At 29.8% G+C, this 18694-nt stretch carries 17 protein-coding genes and 1 rRNA gene; 4 read left to right on the top strand and 14 right to left on the bottom strand.

The window, feature by feature from the left end; all coding sequences use genetic code 11:
* Nucleotides 1-959, bottom strand: a 16S ribosomal RNA gene (locus tag IR151_RS10725); the annotation flags it as partial.
* Between the two features lie 353 nt (nucleotides 960-1312).
* On the opposite strand from IR151_RS10725, the gene pdaA reads away from it, so the two are divergent.
* Nucleotides 1313-2254, top strand: coding sequence for a delta-lactam-biosynthetic de-N-acetylase (gene pdaA, locus IR151_RS10720; protein ID WP_227434520.1), 942 nt, complete (start codon nucleotides 1313-1315; stop codon nucleotides 2252-2254).
* Nucleotides 2255-2503: 249 nt separating this feature from the next.
* Here the strand turns inward: pdaA and IR151_RS10715 are convergent, their stop codons facing one another.
* The 7 genes from IR151_RS10715 to glyA all read right to left on the bottom strand — a co-directional run bounded on the left by IR151_RS10715 (nucleotide 2504) and on the right by glyA (nucleotide 10534).
* Nucleotides 2504-3877 (bottom strand): hypothetical protein, encoded by a 1374-nt coding sequence (locus tag IR151_RS10715; RefSeq protein ID WP_227434519.1) that lies wholly within the window; start codon nucleotides 3875-3877, stop codon nucleotides 2504-2506.
* A gap of 112 nt (nucleotides 3878-3989) precedes the next feature.
* Entirely contained in the window at nucleotides 3990-5312 is a 1323-nt protein-coding gene (locus tag IR151_RS10710; RefSeq protein ID WP_227434518.1) for a sensor histidine kinase, read from the bottom strand.
* A complete protein-coding gene (locus IR151_RS10705; RefSeq protein WP_227434517.1) occupies nucleotides 5305-6009 on the bottom strand; it encodes a response regulator transcription factor in 705 nt (234 codons plus the stop codon). The genes IR151_RS10710 and IR151_RS10705 overlap by 8 nt, the downstream gene beginning before the upstream one ends.
* Nucleotides 6010-6188: 179 nt before the next feature.
* Entirely contained in the window at nucleotides 6189-7253 is a 1065-nt protein-coding gene (locus IR151_RS10700) for a lysylphosphatidylglycerol synthase transmembrane domain-containing protein (protein WP_227434516.1), read from the bottom strand.
* Nucleotides 7254-7255: 2 nt separating this feature from the next.
* Nucleotides 7256-7954: a polysaccharide deacetylase family protein gene (locus IR151_RS10695; protein WP_227434515.1), complete on the bottom strand. Its 699-nt coding sequence runs from the start codon at nucleotides 7952-7954 to the stop codon at nucleotides 7256-7258.
* Nucleotides 7945-9042 carry an MGDG synthase family glycosyltransferase gene (locus IR151_RS10690; protein WP_227434514.1) on the bottom strand — a complete coding sequence of 366 codons (1098 nt, stop codon included), beginning with the start codon at nucleotides 9040-9042 and terminating at the stop codon, nucleotides 7945-7947. The genes IR151_RS10695 and IR151_RS10690 overlap by 10 nt, the downstream gene beginning before the upstream one ends.
* 247 nt (nucleotides 9043-9289) lie before the next feature.
* On the bottom strand, nucleotides 9290-10534 hold the full coding sequence (gene glyA, locus IR151_RS10685) for a serine hydroxymethyltransferase (RefSeq protein ID WP_227434513.1): 1245 nt from the start codon (nucleotides 10532-10534) through the stop codon (nucleotides 9290-9292).
* 317 nt (nucleotides 10535-10851) lie between these two features.
* Here glyA and IR151_RS10680 point away from each other — a divergent pair, with 317 nt between their 5' ends.
* Together IR151_RS10680 and IR151_RS10675 are read left to right on the top strand one after the other, a co-directional pair.
* On the top strand, nucleotides 10852-11640 hold the full coding sequence (locus IR151_RS10680; RefSeq protein WP_227434512.1) for a threonine/serine exporter family protein: 789 nt from the start codon (nucleotides 10852-10854) through the stop codon (nucleotides 11638-11640).
* The gene (locus tag IR151_RS10675; RefSeq protein ID WP_227434511.1) at nucleotides 11640-12113 is read left to right on the top strand and encodes a threonine/serine exporter family protein; all 474 of its coding nucleotides are present in this window, start codon (nucleotides 11640-11642) and stop codon (nucleotides 12111-12113) included. Before IR151_RS10680 ends, IR151_RS10675 begins: the two co-directional genes overlap by 1 nt.
* 88 nt (nucleotides 12114-12201) lie before the next feature.
* On the opposite strand, the gene IR151_RS10670 is transcribed toward IR151_RS10675, so the two are convergent.
* The 6 genes from IR151_RS10670 to IR151_RS10645 all read right to left on the bottom strand — a co-directional run bounded on the left by IR151_RS10670 (nucleotide 12202) and on the right by IR151_RS10645 (nucleotide 17565).
* The gene (locus IR151_RS10670) at nucleotides 12202-12642 is read right to left on the bottom strand and encodes a SoxR reducing system RseC family protein (RefSeq protein WP_227434510.1); all 441 of its coding nucleotides are present in this window, start codon (nucleotides 12640-12642) and stop codon (nucleotides 12202-12204) included.
* A gap of 14 nt (nucleotides 12643-12656) precedes the next feature.
* Nucleotides 12657-12950, bottom strand: a complete 294-nt coding sequence (locus IR151_RS10665; protein WP_227434509.1) for a metal-sensitive transcriptional regulator — start codon at nucleotides 12948-12950, stop codon at nucleotides 12657-12659.
* A gap of 42 nt (nucleotides 12951-12992) precedes the next feature.
* Nucleotides 12993-13394, bottom strand: a complete 402-nt coding sequence (locus tag IR151_RS10660) for a hypothetical protein (RefSeq protein ID WP_227434508.1) — start codon at nucleotides 13392-13394, stop codon at nucleotides 12993-12995.
* A gap of 373 nt (nucleotides 13395-13767) precedes the next feature.
* On the bottom strand, nucleotides 13768-15195 hold the full coding sequence (locus IR151_RS10655) for a cell wall-binding repeat-containing protein (protein WP_227434507.1): 1428 nt from the start codon (nucleotides 15193-15195) through the stop codon (nucleotides 13768-13770).
* 109 nt (nucleotides 15196-15304) lie between these two features.
* Nucleotides 15305-16240 (bottom strand): DUF1177 domain-containing protein, encoded by a 936-nt coding sequence (locus tag IR151_RS10650; protein WP_227434506.1) that lies wholly within the window; start codon nucleotides 16238-16240, stop codon nucleotides 15305-15307.
* Nucleotides 16241-16503: 263 nt separating this feature from the next.
* Nucleotides 16504-17565: a DUF917 domain-containing protein gene (locus IR151_RS10645; RefSeq protein ID WP_227434505.1), complete on the bottom strand. Its 1062-nt coding sequence runs from the start codon at nucleotides 17563-17565 to the stop codon at nucleotides 16504-16506.
* A gap of 171 nt (nucleotides 17566-17736) precedes the next feature.
* On the opposite strand from IR151_RS10645, the gene IR151_RS10640 reads away from it, so the two are divergent.
* Complete coding sequence (locus IR151_RS10640; protein WP_227434504.1) at nucleotides 17737-18606, top strand: LysR family transcriptional regulator; 870 nt, start codon at nucleotides 17737-17739, stop codon at nucleotides 18604-18606.
* Nucleotides 18607-18694: the final 88 nt, after the last annotated feature.

The following is an 18694-nucleotide window of genomic DNA, read 5'->3' as shown; positions in this document are numbered from 1 at the left end:
GGATGTCAAGCTTAGGTAAGGTTCTTCGCGTTGCTTCGAATTAAACCACATGCTCCGCTACTTGTGCGGGTCCCCGTCAATTCCTTTGAGTTTCACTCTTGCGAGCGTACTTCCCAGGCGGAGTACTTAATGCGTTAGCTGCGGCACCGAGGGGGGTAACCCCCGACACCTAGTACTCATCGTTTACAGCGTGGACTACCAGGGTATCTAATCCTGTTTGCTCCCCACGCTTTCGTGCCTCAGCGTCAGTTACAGTCCAGAGAGCCGCCTTCGCAACTGGTGTTCCTCCTAATATCTACGCATTTCACCGCTACACTAGGAATTCCACTCTCCTCTCCTGCACTCAAGTCTCCCAGTTTCAAGAGCTTACTACGGTTGAGCCGTAGCCTTTCACTCCTGACTTGAAAGACCGCCTACGCACCCTTTACGCCCAGTAAATCCGGATAACGCTAGCCCCCTACGTATTACCGCGGCTGCTGGCACGTAGTTAGCCGGGGCTTCCTCCTCAAGTACCGTCATTATCTTCCTTGAGGACAGAGTTTTACGACCCGAAGGCCTTCATCACTCACGCGGCGTTGCTGCATCAGGCTTTCGCCCATTGTGCAATATTCCCCACTGCTGCCTCCCGTAGGAGTTTGGACCGTGTCTCAGTTCCAATGTGGCCGATCACCCTCTCAGGTCGGCTACTGATCGTCGCCTTGGTAAGCCGTTACCTTACCAACTAGCTAATCAGACGCGGGTCCATCCTGTACTGGCTCACCTTTGATATTCAAGAGATGCCTCTCAAATATGTTATCCCGTATTAGCATACCTTTCGGTATGTTATCCGTGTGTACAGGGTAGGTTACCCACGCGTTACTCACCCGTCCGCCGCTCTTTACCGAAGTAAATCGCTCAACTTGCATGTGTTAGGCACGCCGCCAGCGTTCATCCTGAGCCAGGATCAAACTCTCAAATAAAAGTTTATCAGGCTCAGATACTATTGTTATCTAAATATCTGGCTTTATGGTTTGTTTCTTGTTTTATAAATTAACCTACTGTTTAATTTTCAAAGTTCATTTTATTAAATAAATCATTTTGTACTCATTATTTTTTGGTTCCTTTTGGTTCCTTGTTGAGCACATTTATTATCATAACATCTTATTATAATATGGTCAACTACTTTTTTACATTTTTTCTTAAATTTATTAATTATTCATATTTTATAATACTATTGCGACTTTATTTTCAAATATGTAACTATTAATAATAACACTTTCAAACTATAATAATACTATATATAATTACAATTAATTTAGAAGGGAGCTAAAAAATGCTTAGAAAGATACTATACGTTTTGACAATACTTTCTATATCTATTTTTTTCGTTGTGGGATGTTCAAACTCACAAAAAAAACAAAACACAGAACAGAATAAAGAAATATCAACACAAGGAGATTCTCAAAATGCTGATGATAGTAAAAATACTTCCAATGTAACTGTTTCAGATGGAACAGACAGTCCATCAAATAAAAATACTGTGAACAATGATAATGAAAAGTTAGATGTGTCATCTTTGGATAATACTGCTCTTGATTGGTTTTATATACCAAATACTAAACATCAAACTCCAGAAGTAAATACTGACATCAAATTTAATTTTTCTGACTATAATGCTATATATAATGGACCCATCAAAGATGGTCAAAAAACATTATATCTTACATTTGATGAAGGTTATGAAAATGGATATACATCAAAGATACTAGATGTTTTAAAAAAAAATAAAGTAAAGGCCATTTTTTTCGTTACCTCTCCATATATAAAGGAAAATGAAGATTTGATAAGAAGAATGGTTGCAGAAGGTCACATAGTTGGAAGTCATAGTAAAACTCATCCTTCTATGCCAACAAAAACAAGCAATCTAGAAAGCTTTAATGATGAATTTGAAGATGTTGAAAAACTTTATAAAGAATTAACTGGAAAAAACATAGTTAAGTTTTTCAGACCTCCTATGGGTAAATATTCAGAAAAAAGCTTAGCAATGACTAAAAACCTAGGTTATAAAACTATATTTTGGAGTTTCGCATATAGAGATTGGGATACTGAAAAACAACCATCACATGAGGAAGCTAAGAAGAAAATAATGGATAATTTACATGATGGTTCTATCTTATTACTACATGCTGTTTCTAAAACTAGTACAGAAATTCTAAGTGATTTTATATCAGATGCTAGAAAACTAGGATACAATTTTGAGCTTCTAAATTATTAACATTTAGAAATATATTTAAAAGCTATATTTTAAATCTAATATTCAGATATTAATTTACATAAACTACTTCAAATTAAATACTTCCAAAAAAAATAGATGTATAGTTTTTACATGATACAAAAGTCTTTTAGTAGATAATAACTGTACATCTATTTTTAATTTATATGATTTTTTATTTTTAATTTATATAAGTTTTAATTTACATAAGCTTTGTTAATCTACAAGTAAAATAATATTAGCTTTTATTTTCTAAATAATGAATACTGCTACTATTGTTGTTACAATGAGACCTGTTATCACAGGAATAAAGTTCCTTTTTGCCAATTCAATAGGGCTAACTCCACAAATTGCTGCTGCTGAAATAAGCCCCCAAGGAACTAGACATCCTCCACCAACCCAAATACCACTAATTTGACCTAATGCAGCTAATGCACCAACACTTGCATTAATAGCAGTTCCAAATACAGATGCAAGTGAACCAACTAATGAGATTCCAGAGAACCCAGAACCATCAAGCCCAGTTATTGCTCCTACTACAGTTTCTATACCTGATACTGCAAATTTATTAAGTGGTATAGTTTGAGAAAGAGCTATCCCTATATCTGATAATAATCCTTGAGAACCAGGGGCTAATACCTTTCCAAATACACCAGTTAAAGGTGCAACTTCTCCCATGTAGAAAAACGCTGCTATTGGTATAATAGCTCCAAATATCTTTATACCAAACACAAAACCATCTATTATATTTTCACACACATTTTCAAGACTATTTTTACCAAAATTTATAGTGTTTATAATAATTATTAGAAACACTGCTGTTCCTCCTAAAAGAGCTGATGCATCTCCTCCTTTTAGGTCAAACATATACATAGCAATTATATCAGCAAGAAATCCTAAAGCTACTAAAATAGTTGCTATCTTAGATTTTCCATTAAATTCTTTTACTTCTTCACTTTCAAAATCTTTAAGCTCTTCTCTAAACATTCCTTTATTGATATCTCTTTTTAATGTATAAAACGCCATCGATATCGTTACAATTCCCATTACCCAAAATAAAATCATACCATCATTTATGACATATGATACTGCTACTCCTGCGGCACCAGCTGTTATACTTGGGGCTCCCTGAATAACAAAGTCTGTAGATAAGGCAAGACCATGACCAAATAAGTTTAATGCTACTGCAACACCAATCGCTGGTAATCCAGCTCTAATAGCAACAGGTAAAAATACAGCTCCGACTAAGGCAACAGCTGGAGTTGGCCAAAAAAACCAAGAAAGAATCAACATTACAAATCCAGTTACAAAAAATGCTGTGTTAGAATTTTTTATAACTTTGGAAAATGGTCTTACCATATACTGTATGGCATTATTTGCTTCTAGAGCTTTAGATAAAGCTACCATAATAGCTATGATTAAAATAATAGGTCCCAACTCATTTAAAGATATAATAAACGAGTTAAACACTGCTGTTATAGCTCCAAAGATATTTTTTTCAAAGAATAGCCCCATGAAAAAAACACCTAATATACATGGTACTATAGTATCTTTTTTCATAAGCATAGTAATTAAGATAATTACCATAAATACAATGTAAATATAATGCGCTCCTGTTAAAACCATATTATTATGTCCCCTTTTTTTAAGATAATAATATTATATGGTCTTACAAGTAAACTTGTTACTTGGTCATAGGCACATAACAATTGGCATGTGCAGTACTTAATTTAGACATTTATGATTCATTTACTGGAATAGATATTTCAATAGAAAACTCTTTGTCACCTGATTTTACATTTATACTTCCATTGTGATATGCAATTATCTTTTCACAGTTTTTTATGCCAATTCCAAAACTTTCTACATTTTTATGAATGTTACTAACTTTGTTTTTTTGTATAATTAACAGCTTACCATCTTCAACTTTAATTAAAAATACTATTGGTCTATCCCTTCTTGCATACTTTATTATGTTGGAACATAGATTATCAAATATTCTTCTAAATTGTGTTACATCTACATAAATATGATATTGATTATAAAGTTCATTTTCTATTTTTATATGAAATCCCTTTTCTTCCAATGTATATGAACTATCTAAAAGCAGTTGAAATATAAATTCATTTGCATTAATCTTTTCATATTTTTTAGAAACTTCTTCTTCCGAATTAACAAAATGTGTAAAAAGGTCATCTGTCAAATCTTTTATCTGATATGCTTTTAATCTCACATTTTTTATATATTGCTCCAATTGCTCAGGGCTATTATACTTATGATCTTTAATTAAATCCAAATAACAAATTACTGATGTCAATGGAGTTCTGACATCATGTGATATTGAAGTTACTATATCCTTATTTTTATTCTTCATTTCTCTTTCTTTTATAATCTGATTATCAAGTGCCTGACTCATCTCATTAATACTAGATGCAAGTGATGATAATTCATCGTTACCCTTAACAGGAATTCTATACTTTAAACTACCACTTTCTACTATCTTTATGCCCATCTCTATTTTTCTTAGATATTTAATCTTTCTACTCAACAGCAATAAAAATGTTACAATAAATGTAATTGCCATAAATGTGATAGAAACAGCTTCTATAAAGTTTTGAAATCGAAATCTAAACAGTGCTACTATAACTACACTAGCTTTAATATCAGAAAATTGTATCTCATAATGTCTAGCCATAGAGCTACTATAAAATTCATTTTCTTCACTCTTATCAGGTACTTCATCTGGATAGTACAGTGTATCATAAAAAAGCTCATTTCCTTTATATACTTTCATAGATACAAACCAATTGTCATTATTCCAATTTGATATATCTTCTCCATCCTTTGAACTTAAATTTTTATCATTCACATAGATTTGAAAATCAGCCATTAACTGGTCTGCTTCTCTTTTAAAATATGTTCTACCTTCTGATACATCCTTTACTATTGACTCAACAGCAGAATAAAATGGTATATTTAAAATAAAAGCCACCCCAGCTGAGATTACTACATATATCAATAGTATGACACCCAACTTTGATGGCTTAATTTTGCTAATCAATATAGTACCCCTTTCCCCATGCAGTTTTTACATATTGTGGATTTTTCTGATCTTTCTCTAATTTTTTTCTTAAATTTCTAATATGTACCATTATAGTATTATTTGCTGTATAAAAATATTGCTCATCCCAAATACTTTCATATATATTTTCAGACGAGAAAACTTTTTTTCTATTTTTTAGCATAAGAACTAGTATGCTATATTCTATAGTTGTCAAAAATATAGTTTCTCCATCCAATATGACATCTTGAGTATCCAAATTTACACTTAAACCTCTTGTTTTCAATATATTTTGCTCCTTATTCTTTTCCTTCCCCTGATATATATAATAACGTCTAAGTAGTGACTTAACTCTTGAAATTAACTCAGAATATGAAAAAGGCTTTGATAAATAGTCATCTCCTCCTGCTGAAAACCCAATAACCTTGTCGGAATCTTGAGTTTTCGCAGTTAGAAATAATATTGGAGCTGTTGTTTTTTCTCTAATCTCATTACATGCAACAAACCCTGTCTTTACTGGCATAACAACATCCAAAATAATCAAATCAATTGTACTGTCTACTAAATTTACAGCCTCTTCTCCGTTCGTCGCCATAACAACTTCATAACCTTCACCAGTTAAAAGTATTTCTACAATTTCCCTAATTTCTGGATTATCATCAGCTACTAAAATTTTTTTTTGAATCTCTTTATTCATCGCTAAGCTCCTTTTTTACTATATTTCTTAAATATTTCAAACTATATAAAATATTATACTTTATTAGTAAAAGCTTAGCAATGTCATACGTTTTAATACTTTCTACTATTGTAAGTATGCTCAAAGTTTAATCAAAACGTACACACATATCCTTGATGTAAAAAATAAACTATACAATACTATCTTACATAAACAACTTCTTTTACTGACTTAACTTTTTCAGAAGATTTAACATGTGCTACAATACATACTAAACCACTTATAGCAACGAATGCATAAAAACTTATTCCTCTGCTAAGTAACATCGCTGGCACTAATAAATGCCCTGGGAAAAATATCTTAAATAATGTCATAAAACTATTTTCAGATGCCCCAACAGCTCCTGGTAATGGTAAAGATGAAACAGCAATATTGAGTAATGATTGTATTGCTAATATTTCAAACACAGTATATGTTGATAGATGGAAAGCTTTATATACAAAGAATGGTACTAAAAACATAGCTGTTATTTGCACAATAGTTATAAGTAAAATCTTAATTACTAACTTTGGATTTTGTTTTATATATTGAGCACCTTTAACATATTCTTCAATTTGAGAAGTTATCACTTTTCGTGAACCTTCAACATCTTTTATTATTCTTAATTTTCCTAATAAATTCGTTATGAATATTATGAAGTTATTTACTAATTTTTTTGAAAATATAACTGCAATTACTCCAACAACAAGAGCAACATTCGTTATTACACCATATATCAATAAAATACTCATTCCTCTTACATTGTTTAGTATAAATTCACGTTCCATAATGAACATTATTCCGCTATATGCCAATACAACAACTTGGTGAATGACAACAATAACTAATAGTATAAGTGAAGAATAAGATATGTTTATATCATCTTTCTTCATGTAATAAACTTGCGCTGGTTGACCTCCAGACGCTGAAGGTGTAATTGAACTAAAATAAAATCCAACAAACGCATATCCCATACATTTTAAAAATGTAGTTTTTTGATTTAAAGCCTTTATACCTAAATATATATTTATACCTTCACAAGCAACATATATAAACATCATTGCAAATCCAATTAATATAAACACAGGACTTGCACCTTTTAATGATTTTATTAACGATTCAATTGATTGACCTCTAAAAACAAAGTATCCAGTTATACCCATTAGTAAAACTAAGAAGGTTACACTACCTAGACACTTATTTTTCTTTTCAGTTTTACTTATCATAACTACATCCTTTCTGGTGTTACAAATTTAAAACCACTAGCTTTGAGTTTTGGAATAGCTATCTTTAATGCTTCGATAGTACGTTCAGGTGCGCCAACTGCTCCTCCTGAGTTTTCTCCTGCATCATGCAAACAAATTATAGAATTTTCTTTTGTTCTATCTATTAACTTATTTACTATAATCTCTACTGTACTATCTTTACTCCAATCTTCTGCCATTACATCCCATAAGGTCATCTTTAAGTTATATTTTTTAACAAATTGATATGAAAATATATTAGTATGACCCCATGGTGGACGATAGTAGTTTACATCTACACCTAAATTTTTCATTGTATTTGTACTTTCAATAAAATCTTTTTTAACATAATTATAACTATAAAGCCATGCATTCTTATGTTCTAGTGAATGTAAACCAACTATGTGATTTTCTCTTAACATTCTTTTTATAATTTCAGGCTCTTTTTCAGCATTCTTTGCCACTACGAAAAACATGGCCTTTATATTATTTTCTTTTAGTACATCCAACAATTTTTCTGTATATCTTTTGTCTGGTCCATCATCAAATGTAAGAGCAATTTCATTCTTCTCAGTCATATTTTTCAATACATCTTTATTTAATAATTTATTATAATATGTAGGTATAATTGAATGGATTAAAAAAATCAAAGCAACAACTATAATTAAACCTACTACATACATTCTCTACACACTCCTTGTCCATCAAATGAAAATAAAATATTTTCTAATGAATTATTATCAAATTGTTTTTTAAGTTTTTTCATATTCAAACTCATTTCTTTAAGTGTAACATCATCATAGATTAAGTCTTTTATCTCATCTACATAGTATTTTTTATTTTTATCAAGTATTCTTCCAATTCCATTATTTAGTATAAAATCAGCATTATTTATCTCTTGTTGCAAAAATGGATTGAATGCTAATATTGGAAGCTCTGAGTAAATTGTTTCAAATAATGTTATTCCACCTGGTTTAGAAATAATAAGGTCAGCACTCTCCATATAGTTGTATACTTCATTAGTATAGCCTACAACCTCAATATTTTCATATCTATTGTACAATTTATAGTACATTTTTTTATTATTACCAGTTATTACAGTAGTTTTTACTCCTTCTAAACTATTTAGTTCTCTATAAAATTGCTCTGACTTAGGCAATAAACCTAAGCCCCCACCCATTATGAGGATGTTTTTTTTATCTAAATGATTTATATGTTCTATTTTTTTAAATTCTTTTTTTACAGGTATACCATTAACTTTTACTTTATCTTCATCTATTCCTTTTAAAATAAGTTCTTCTTTAGTAGATTCACTAGCCACTAAGTAACAATCTGTATTTTTACTAATCCATTCTGAATGACTACTTATATCTGTTATACATGTTATCAAAGGAAGATTTGAATTATACTTTTCTTTATATCTTGATACTACTTGAGAACAAAATGGAAAAGTTGAAATAACTACTGTTGGTTGTATTTCATTAAGTAACTTGTCTAATTTAGTTAAGAAATAATCTGAAAATGTAAATTTTATATCTTTTTTTCCATTTTCAGTGCATTTGTAAAATAAATTATAAAGACTACTTCCCCGATTTACAAGAATAGAAAAAGTTTTATACATTTTATCTGAGTAGTTAGGCATAATATATTCAAATATATCCTTAATTATTATTTCAGAATTATTAAATTTTGTTTTTATATCTTCACTTAAAGAGTTTGATGCTGAGTAATGACCCATACCAAATTTTCCTGTAAGAATTAATACTTTCATAAGATTCCCTCCTCATTAAAGCCTTTAAATACCTTTAATTACTATATTTATAAGTATAAACTTTAAATCTTTAGAAAAACCTAGTATAATTCTTAAGAAATCTTAAAGTTTTAATTAAAAAATACAAAACCCAATTAATATTGGAAGCTATATCCTAATTAATTGGGTTTTGTCTTTATAAACATACTTAAACATAAATACTATCATTTTAATTCTTTAAATATGTCTTATTTAATTATACTTTTAATTAATCCATAATATTATATTCTTCATATAGAGGATATTTTTCAGTTAAACCAACAACCAATGTTCTTGCCTTAGATTCTTCATCATAAGTTAAACATAGGTCTATAGCCTCAGCAATTACTGCCATATCTTCCTCTTTCATGCCTCTAGTAGTTACAGCTGGAGTACCAAGTCTTACTCCACTTGTAACAAGTGCGCCATTTGGATCAAATGGTATTGTATTTTTATTAGCAGTTATGTAAGCATCATCTAATCTTTTTTCTGCGGCTTTACCAGTTATATTTTTATTAGTTAAATCTAATAATATTAAGTGATTATCTGTTCCTCCAGAAATCAATTTAAAATCTCTCTTAATAAGTTCTTCAGCTAAAGCTTTTGCATTTTTAGCAACCTGTTGTTGGTATGTTTTAAATTCATCACTTAAAGCTTCTTTAAAACATACTGCTTTAGATGCAATTATATGCTCAAGAGGTCCCCCTTGAATTCCAGGGAATATTGCTTTGTCTATAGCTTTAGCATATTTTTCTTTACAAAGGATAACTCCTCCACGAGGTCCTCTTAAAGTTTTATGAGTTGTTGTTGTAACAAAATCAGCTACTTCACATGGATTTTGATGAAGACCAGCAGCTACAAGACCTGCTATATGAGCCATATCTACCATAAGTAATGCTCCAACCTCATCAGCTATTTCTCTAAATTTTTTAAAATCTATCTCTCTAGGATATGCACTTGCTCCTGCAACTATCATTTTAGGTTTTACTTCATGTGCTATTTTTCTAACATCATCAAAATCTATAAGTCCACTATCTCTATCTATTCCATATTCATAAAATTTATAATATTGACCAGAAATATTAACTGGAGCACCATGAGTTAAATGCCCACCTTGAGATAAATTCATTCCCATAACAACATCACCTGGTTTTAGCATAGCAAAATATACACCGATATTTGCATTTGCTCCAGAATGAGGTTGAACATTAGCATGTTCTGCCCCAAATATCTTTTTAATTCTATCTATTGCAAGAGTTTCAACTTCATCTATGTACTCACATCCACCATAATATCTTTTGCCTGAGTAACCTTCTGCATATTTATTAGTAAGATGACTTCCCATAGTTTCCATTACTGGAACTGATACTATATTTTCAGATGCTATCAACTCAATATTCCTTTGTTGTCTTTTTAACTCTCTTTTCATACTTTCATAAATCTCAGGGTCCGCTTTTTTCAAGTTCTCAAACATATTACTCCTCCTAGTTATTATTTAAATTTTACTTTTACAGACATTTCATAATTTTCGTTTTTATCAATATGATAATTTATTATTATAGTCTTTTATAAATTAATAGTCAAGTGTTTTACTACTTTTACATGTTTTCTTTCTGTATTTTAAGTTAAAATATAATAAATAATATTGTCTAATTCTTTTAATTGGATATAATTTAGATGTGACTATTTTTAAATAAAAAAAAGATAATATAATTTATATATATATAAGGAATATTACTTAAAAATTTGATATAATTTCAATATTATGTTTTTTAATTTGGAGGTGTATTTATGAATCAAAATGAGGAACTTGAATATAAAAAAAATATTCTAAAATTAGCTCTATTTGTAGGGGAACTTATGATAAAAAATGGAGCTGAAACATCTAGGGTTGAAGACAGTGTCCTTAGAATATGCAGGTCAAGAGGATTTTATCATGTAAATATTTTTACAACTCCTACAGTAATAATTATTTCAGATGAAAAATTTGACGGTTTTTCGTTTATGAAAACGATTCAATCAAGAGGTATAAACTTAAATAAGATTTCCTTATTAAACAGTTTTTCTCGAGAATTTGTAAATGATAAAGAATATGATATTGATACTGCTATTGCACGTCTTTATGAAATTCAAGAGGTAAAACCTTATCCTTTATGGTTGTTTTACTCTTGTACAGGAATTGCATCTGCTTGCTTTGCTTGCTTGCTTGGAGGGAATTATATATTAAATTTTATTCTTACATTTATAATAGCAATATTTGCTGCAATTACTTATGATAAAACCATGAAGATAAGTGCAATATCTGCATTTTCATGTTTAGTATCTTCTTTTTTAATAGCACTTTCAGGAGTTTTACTAGTTGAAATAGGTATTTTGAATGACCCTAAAATGCTTATAGTTGGAGCAATAATGCCACTACTCCCAGGAGTTGCTTTTATAAAAGCCATCAGAGATTTAATATCAGGTAATTTAATATCAGGAATTTCTCGTGCTTTCGATGCTGCTATGATTATTATTGCAATTGCTTCTGGAGTCGGTTTTGTCCTTGATACATGGTATAGAATTGGAGGTCCTTTCTAATGACTGATATGTCAATGATTTTACATTTTTTATTTTCAGGCATTGCAACTGCTGGATTTGCTGTTTTTTTTAATGCACCACTTTATCTACTTCTTCCAGCTGGAATAACTGGTGGAGTTGGTTGGATTGTGTATGTATATTTATTTAATTTCACTACAAACTCAATTTTTGCGGGTTTTATAGCTGCCGCTTTGGTTTCAGCATGTAGTGAGATATTGGCTAGAAAACTAAAGCAACCAGCTATTGTATTTGTAATTCCAGGTATTCTTCCTCTGATACCAGGAATTGGATTATACAATACAATGTTATCTTTAATTCAAAAAAATTATGATTTAGCTATGTCAAAAGGTACTGATGCACTATTTTTAAGTGCTGCAATATCGCTTGGTGTATTGGTTGTAACTTCTTTTGTAAGAACATTAAACCTTTTAAAAATACGAAAGAACTTTATTCCTCAAAGAAAATCAAAATAAAAATATAAAAATAGCAATGTACCCAAATCCTATAAATATACATTAAGTGTTTATAAGAGTACATTGCTATTTTTAAATTATAATCATTTTAAAGGTCAATTAAGATTCTTGTGATTACTGGTATAAATTCTCTACTATCTCTAAATTTTTTATCATTTTTCTTTAAATACAAATAACAAATTATTGTAAGACAAATCCCAACTAATCCACTTATCGCTTCAACGCCAGATGTCATGCCAATTGCTCCCAATATATAGTATGTTCCTATTGTTCCAACAAGAAGTGCTACAAGAGGTATTATATAAGCCATCACAGCTGCTTTTAATACATTCATGTTATCCATACTTACTTCTACATGGTCACCAACCTTCGCACCAATTGTATTGTCTACCTCTACTAATATCTCTTTTGACTCTGATGAGTCAGCAGTAGCACATTTTCCACAAGCAGCACAAGCTGAGTGTCTTTGCATTTTTAATTTTGCAGTTCTATCATCAACAATCTCCATAATAAATCCTTGTTGATTCATACCTAACCGCCCCCTTATTTTGTAAATTTATTTATGGTATCCATAAGTTCTTTTATCATCTCTTCAGTTTTTTCACTATCATCATGTTTGATACTTTCTGCTACACATCCTTTTATATGATTTTCCAAAATAATTGTACCCACTCTATTTATAGCAGACCTTATAGCAGATATTTGAACTAATATATCAACACAATAACGCTCCTCTTCTACCATCTTTTGTATCCCTTTAACTTGACCCTCTATTCTTTTTAATCTTTTTATAAGAGCTTCTCGCTCATTGTTTGGTGCTAATTTTCTTTCTTCCATAAACTCACCTCATACTCTTATGATGTTCTATACAATTATGATTTACTTACCAATTTGCTTAAAATATAATACAGTTATTACTATTATAAATGCTAAAATTGATATTGCTATAGACCTGCTCTGATGCTTAGTTTGCTCCATACTTAATTTACCATTCATCTTAAACCCTGCTAATGGAAATAAAAATATAACTAATGCGTCAATTCCAAGTACAATTTGGGCTGCAATAGTCCATTTGCTCAAAAAGCAAAATATTCCACCTACACCTAAAAGAACCTCCAATATATTTATAAACTTATAAGTAGGTTTTTTTATTATATATTCTTCAATTTTTTCCTTACATTCTGTACGGCATGGATATATATTGGTATTGTCATCGTATTTTATAGCCAATTTATTATTTGGTGACTTTATATCCCTATTACAGTAAAGACATTTTTTCATTTTATGTTCTCCTCATAGTATTTCTCTTAAGAAATTTTATCTAAATTATTATATGTTTCAATACTATTATACCAAATAGATACAAAAAACAAAAATAAAAGGACTCATTTTAGCTATTTCTTTTATATTACTACTTAATTTATAATAATAATTAGATAAAATTATTTATATTTAAATTATCTCATCATATTAATATGCAATTTTGGTATTAAGCATCGGATTTTAAGTATTTATATATTAATAATATCTACAATAATAACTTCTAAAGTTAGGTTATCAAAATATAAATCATTATTAAAATCTACATTTCATAACAATAAAGAGACTGTCATTAATATTAAGACAGTCTCTTTATTGTTTATTATCTATAAGTTTAGATAACTGGTGTATCAGATAGGTAATCATTACTTACATAACCATATCCACTATTGTATTTTATTTTTACCCATCCAGTAGCAAACATTTCTACAGTTTCTACCTTACTTCCATATGGAAGTTGTCCTATTTTTTCATCTTCCGTACTTGGTCCTTTTCTAACATTTAGACCATCTTTTTCTTTTACATATTTTATCTTAACATTCTCACTGCTGTTATTAGGTTTATTACTTGTTAGATAAGATCCACTGACATATCCAATATCGTCATTGTATTTTATCTTAACCCATCCCGTTTTTAGTACTTCTAAAACTTCTACTTCATCACCATTGTTTAGATAACCCACTACAGAAGCTTCTATTGTAGCATCACTTCTTACATTTACTTTATCTGTATTAGCTACATACATTACTTTCTTACCAGTACTACTCCCTTGTAAATCTTTTAGTTCTGCAAATGCATTTTCATTTCCACCACTACCAACTTGAGTTATAGCAGTCGCCTTTTTATTTGTAAATATACTCTTTTGAGTTGCACTCAATTTATCTCCTACTATAAGTACTGGAGAATTTTCTTTTGATGCCAATACACCTACTGCTAGAGCATCTATAAGTTGATTTTGTTTTTTCATTCCATCTTTAGCTACAAATACATTATCTAAGTCATTTGATGTATAAAATTTTTCTATTACCTTTCCATTTGTTTCATTTCTATCTGCTCCACCTATTCTTTCTGAATTTGGTAGACTTTGTTTTATTTTATCTGATACAGCATTAGTAGAGCCTATTATGTATGACTTACTTATATTTTTAGAAGCTATAAAATCCTTAAAACTAGACACTCCAGATGCATCAGAAACCGGAAGTATAACCATACCATTAGTAGCAGCTACAGAAGCTATACTAACTGCATCTGCAAGACCTGTATATCCATTTATCACAGCTATTTCTGATATGTCTTTTAAACCTTCTATCTTTTTAGCTATGTTTAAAGCTGTCTGATGTCTGTCACTACCACCAATTCTATCAACTGTTAAGTTATTAGATTCTAGTTGTTTTTCTACATTATCTGATACAGAACCAGATAGTCCAATTATATAGACTTTTTTAACACCTAATCTTTCTAATTCTTTCTTTGTTTGTAAATTTAAATTATTTTTTTCTGTAAGTAGTATTGGAGCATTCTTTAATTTAGCAAATGGTGTAACAGATAATGCATCTACAATAGATTCACTATTCACTATTACAGCTTCATTTGCGCTACTCCAACCCTCTTTACTTACTTCAATAGCTGTTTGATATCTATCTTTACCTATTAAAGTATTTTCTGTTGCCGTTCTACCCACTTCATTTGCATATGATATTGATGATAAACTTAAAACTAGAGATAAACACAATACTGATGATATTGATTTTGTTGATTTCATATTAACTCCCCCTAAAATTATTATATCTACAATTTTTATTTACTCTAAATATTATATCACAATAATTTAGCCTATATCATCCATTCTAAAACATCAATAAAAGACAACTTTATTCTTCTCCAAAAGTTTGAAACTTATCTAAGCTTCCATATCTATTCATTAAAATATTCCATTCATGTTCATCATAAAACTCACAATTTCCACCACAATAGTGTTTTGCTACTTCAACAACAAATCTTCCTGCACTCTCTAAATCAGAATAATTACTTGCTCCAGTTGCACATCCAGCAACTGTTGTCTCAGTTGTTATAGCAACTCCTACTACAGGTGCTTTTGTAGCTACAGCAGGCTGAAGAATACTATTTATATGGTATAAACCATTTCCATATGGAGTTATATCTTGTATTGACACTGGAAATACGTAAGGAAGTCTTCCTGTAGTAGTCTGCATTATGTCTAATAAATCATTACTTGTTTTTAGAATATACCCTTCTTTTATTGTGGGAGATATAGCAAAACCTCTTGTATTTATAACTCTATTCCCTTTAGTTGTATCTATTGATAATATAGCATCACAGCTTAAATCAACTTCATTTTCATTCATAGTTCTCATATCAATTGGAGAATCCATAAATGGAACTGGTTTATGTTCTTTAGTAGGTGCATCTGGACATATGTGAGTTGAAACTATTACATCTCCATCAATAAAATCTCCCTTATTCTGCATGTCCAATAATTTTGCTCCTACTGCTATTGCTACTAAAGCTCCATCAGCGTCAGAAACCATACCTATCATTTCTGGTCTTGCTCCAATTCCTCCTAGTCTTCCTAAAACACCTAATGTCTTAGCTGTTCCTCCTGATGATTTTCCATTTTTTCCTGGTATTGTAAGCTTTACTAAGTCAGTAGACCCTTTTTCCGTACCTAAAGTTTTTACTAATATATTCTTCCCACCATAGCTTTCCAAATATTTTTTTACACATTCTCCATCTACTTCTGCGCTATCAATAATATCATAAACTTCCAAAACTTGTTTTAACATCATATTTGCTCACCATCCAATTTTATTTCTTTTATTTATAGTTTTTGTTTAAATATTTTTACTTTTATTTTTATAAATATTACAGCATTTTTTATTTTATCTATATTTTTATAAACTTTTTCTTATTATCTTTCATATCTTATTTATTTTTTTATTTTTATAAACTTTTTCCTAAGTATTTGTTTTATTTATAGTTTTATAGGTATTATATTGCTCATTAAATTTAATCAATTTTAATTCTTCAATCAATCAAATTACTACATATCCTAATTAACTCCAATTATTTTTTTATTTAATATATCTTCTATATCTTTTAATAATTCTTCTTGTGTCATTGTTATTGAAAGTTTTAAATTTTCTTTAGAAGTTTTTATTAAAACTATCTCTTGCCCTTCTCTGATTTCTGCTGATGTAACAGGCATGCCTGTGTTTTTATCAAAAGTCATAATTAAGTCTGGAAATGTTGCTATTCTATTATTCTCTTTTTCTATTGTCATATATTCATTCCAAAAAGTTACCTCATAACCATTTACAATCAATTTACCTACATCAAATCCACCTGTAGTTTCTAACTCTAAAATTTCTATTGTTCCTTCTGAAACTACATCTCCATTCAAAAATTCGACAACGTTGTTTATTGCTTTATCTTTTGATATTTCTAAACCTAAGTAAAACTCTCTACCCAAATCTATTGCATGGCTTATACCTCCTATAGCAGCATTTTCTTTTACAACAGATGCTTTTACAGGATTTCTAGCTACAGCAACTAAACCTTCTGCTGCTACAGCACACTGTCTAACAAGTCCTGCTGTCTTATTTAAAGAACCCTCTACAAATCCCTCTATATGATTATCAAGTTCTGGATTTCCACCAGACACAGCTTGATAAGACTTATATGTTTTATCTCTATGTAATCCAAGGCTCCCCATCAGGCCTGTTGGATGGGCTCTACCATTGCAAGGTGCATCTATTAGTGGTATTTTAAGTACAGAAGACTGAATCCATCCATTTATTGTTGCACATCCTCCATTTTCATTTGTAATAATACCTTGTATATCTAATCCTAGTTTATCAATAAATATCTTGACTGTATTTATATAATCATCATTATCAGCATACTTGAGTGGTGCTGCTGGAGCTCCTACTGCTGATACATTTAAGACAATTGCATCATCATGTAATTCATCTATACTTATTAGATTTGGAAATCCATGTTGTAAGGCATATTCCCCCATCTCTCTTCCACTTTCCTTTGCACCACCACCTCCTCCACCTAAAATTGTACCTCCTATTAAAGCATATTCTAATATTTCCTTAGTTAATTTCATATTAAATATCTCCTTTATTAGTTAGATTATGTAAATGTATTAGTAAATATTTACATAACTTTATGCCATATTATAGTTTATTATACAAGCTTTGTATTATAATGTATAATATATAATTAATTATCAAATTTATATAATTCAAGTTATATTAAAAGAGGTGTATTTTATATTATGGATTTATTGCATCTTAAGTATTTTCAAACTGTCGCTAGAATGGAACACATAACAAAAGCATCACAAAAACTAAATATAGCACAACCAGCTTTAAGTAAAACCATATCTTCTTTAGAAAAAGAACTTGGAGTTCAGTTGTTTGATAGAAAAGGAAGATATATTGTACTAAATGAGTATGGTAGATTATTTCTAAAAAGGGTGGATAGTATTTTAGATTTAGTAGAAATGTCAAAAAAAGAATTACAAGATATTTCCTTAGAAAACTCTGGTGAAGTAAAAATATTAGCTACAGCAGCTGCTAATGTATTACCGCCACTTTTGAGCAACTTTAGAAAACTATATCCTAATATTACCTTTAATGTTTCACATACTCTACCATCGTCTTATAAGAAAAGTGATTTTGATTTGTATATATCTTCTTCATTTACAAAATTAAACTCAGAAAATAATATAACATTAACCTGCGAGGAAATATTATTAGGAGTTTCAATAAACCACTCTCTATCCTTAAAAGATGAGGTTTATCTAAATGAAGTTTCAGATGAAAATTTTATAGTTATAACTAAAGGTGAGAACTACAGAGAAATAATAGATATATTATGTGAATCAGCTAATTTCAAGCCAAAAATAGCCTTTGAATCCGATTCTCCATATACAATCTATGCTCTTATAAAATCACTTCAAGGAGTTGGATTTATATGTGGAAAATCATGGGGCTTATCTCGAGACCCTGAAATTAAACTATTACATATAAAAGATATTGAATTTAAAAGATATTTAAATCTTTCATGGTTTAGTGAGAATTATGCATCTAAAGCAGTCTTATTATTCAAAGACTTTCTTATGAACTATTTCAAAAATCTTTAAACCAAAGCTGGTATTATTAAAGAGGATATATCAAACAGAGTTAATAACTTTATCTTTAGCGTTTGACATATCCTCCTATTTTTATTTT

Origin of the sequence: Clostridioides sp. ES-S-0006-03 (assembly GCF_020662275.1) — a bacterium.
Taxonomy (GTDB): domain Bacteria; phylum Bacillota; class Clostridia; order Peptostreptococcales; family Peptostreptococcaceae; genus Clostridioides.
The sequence above is the reverse complement of the archived record's forward strand: the minus strand, read 5'-3'. Positions and strand labels throughout refer to the sequence as shown.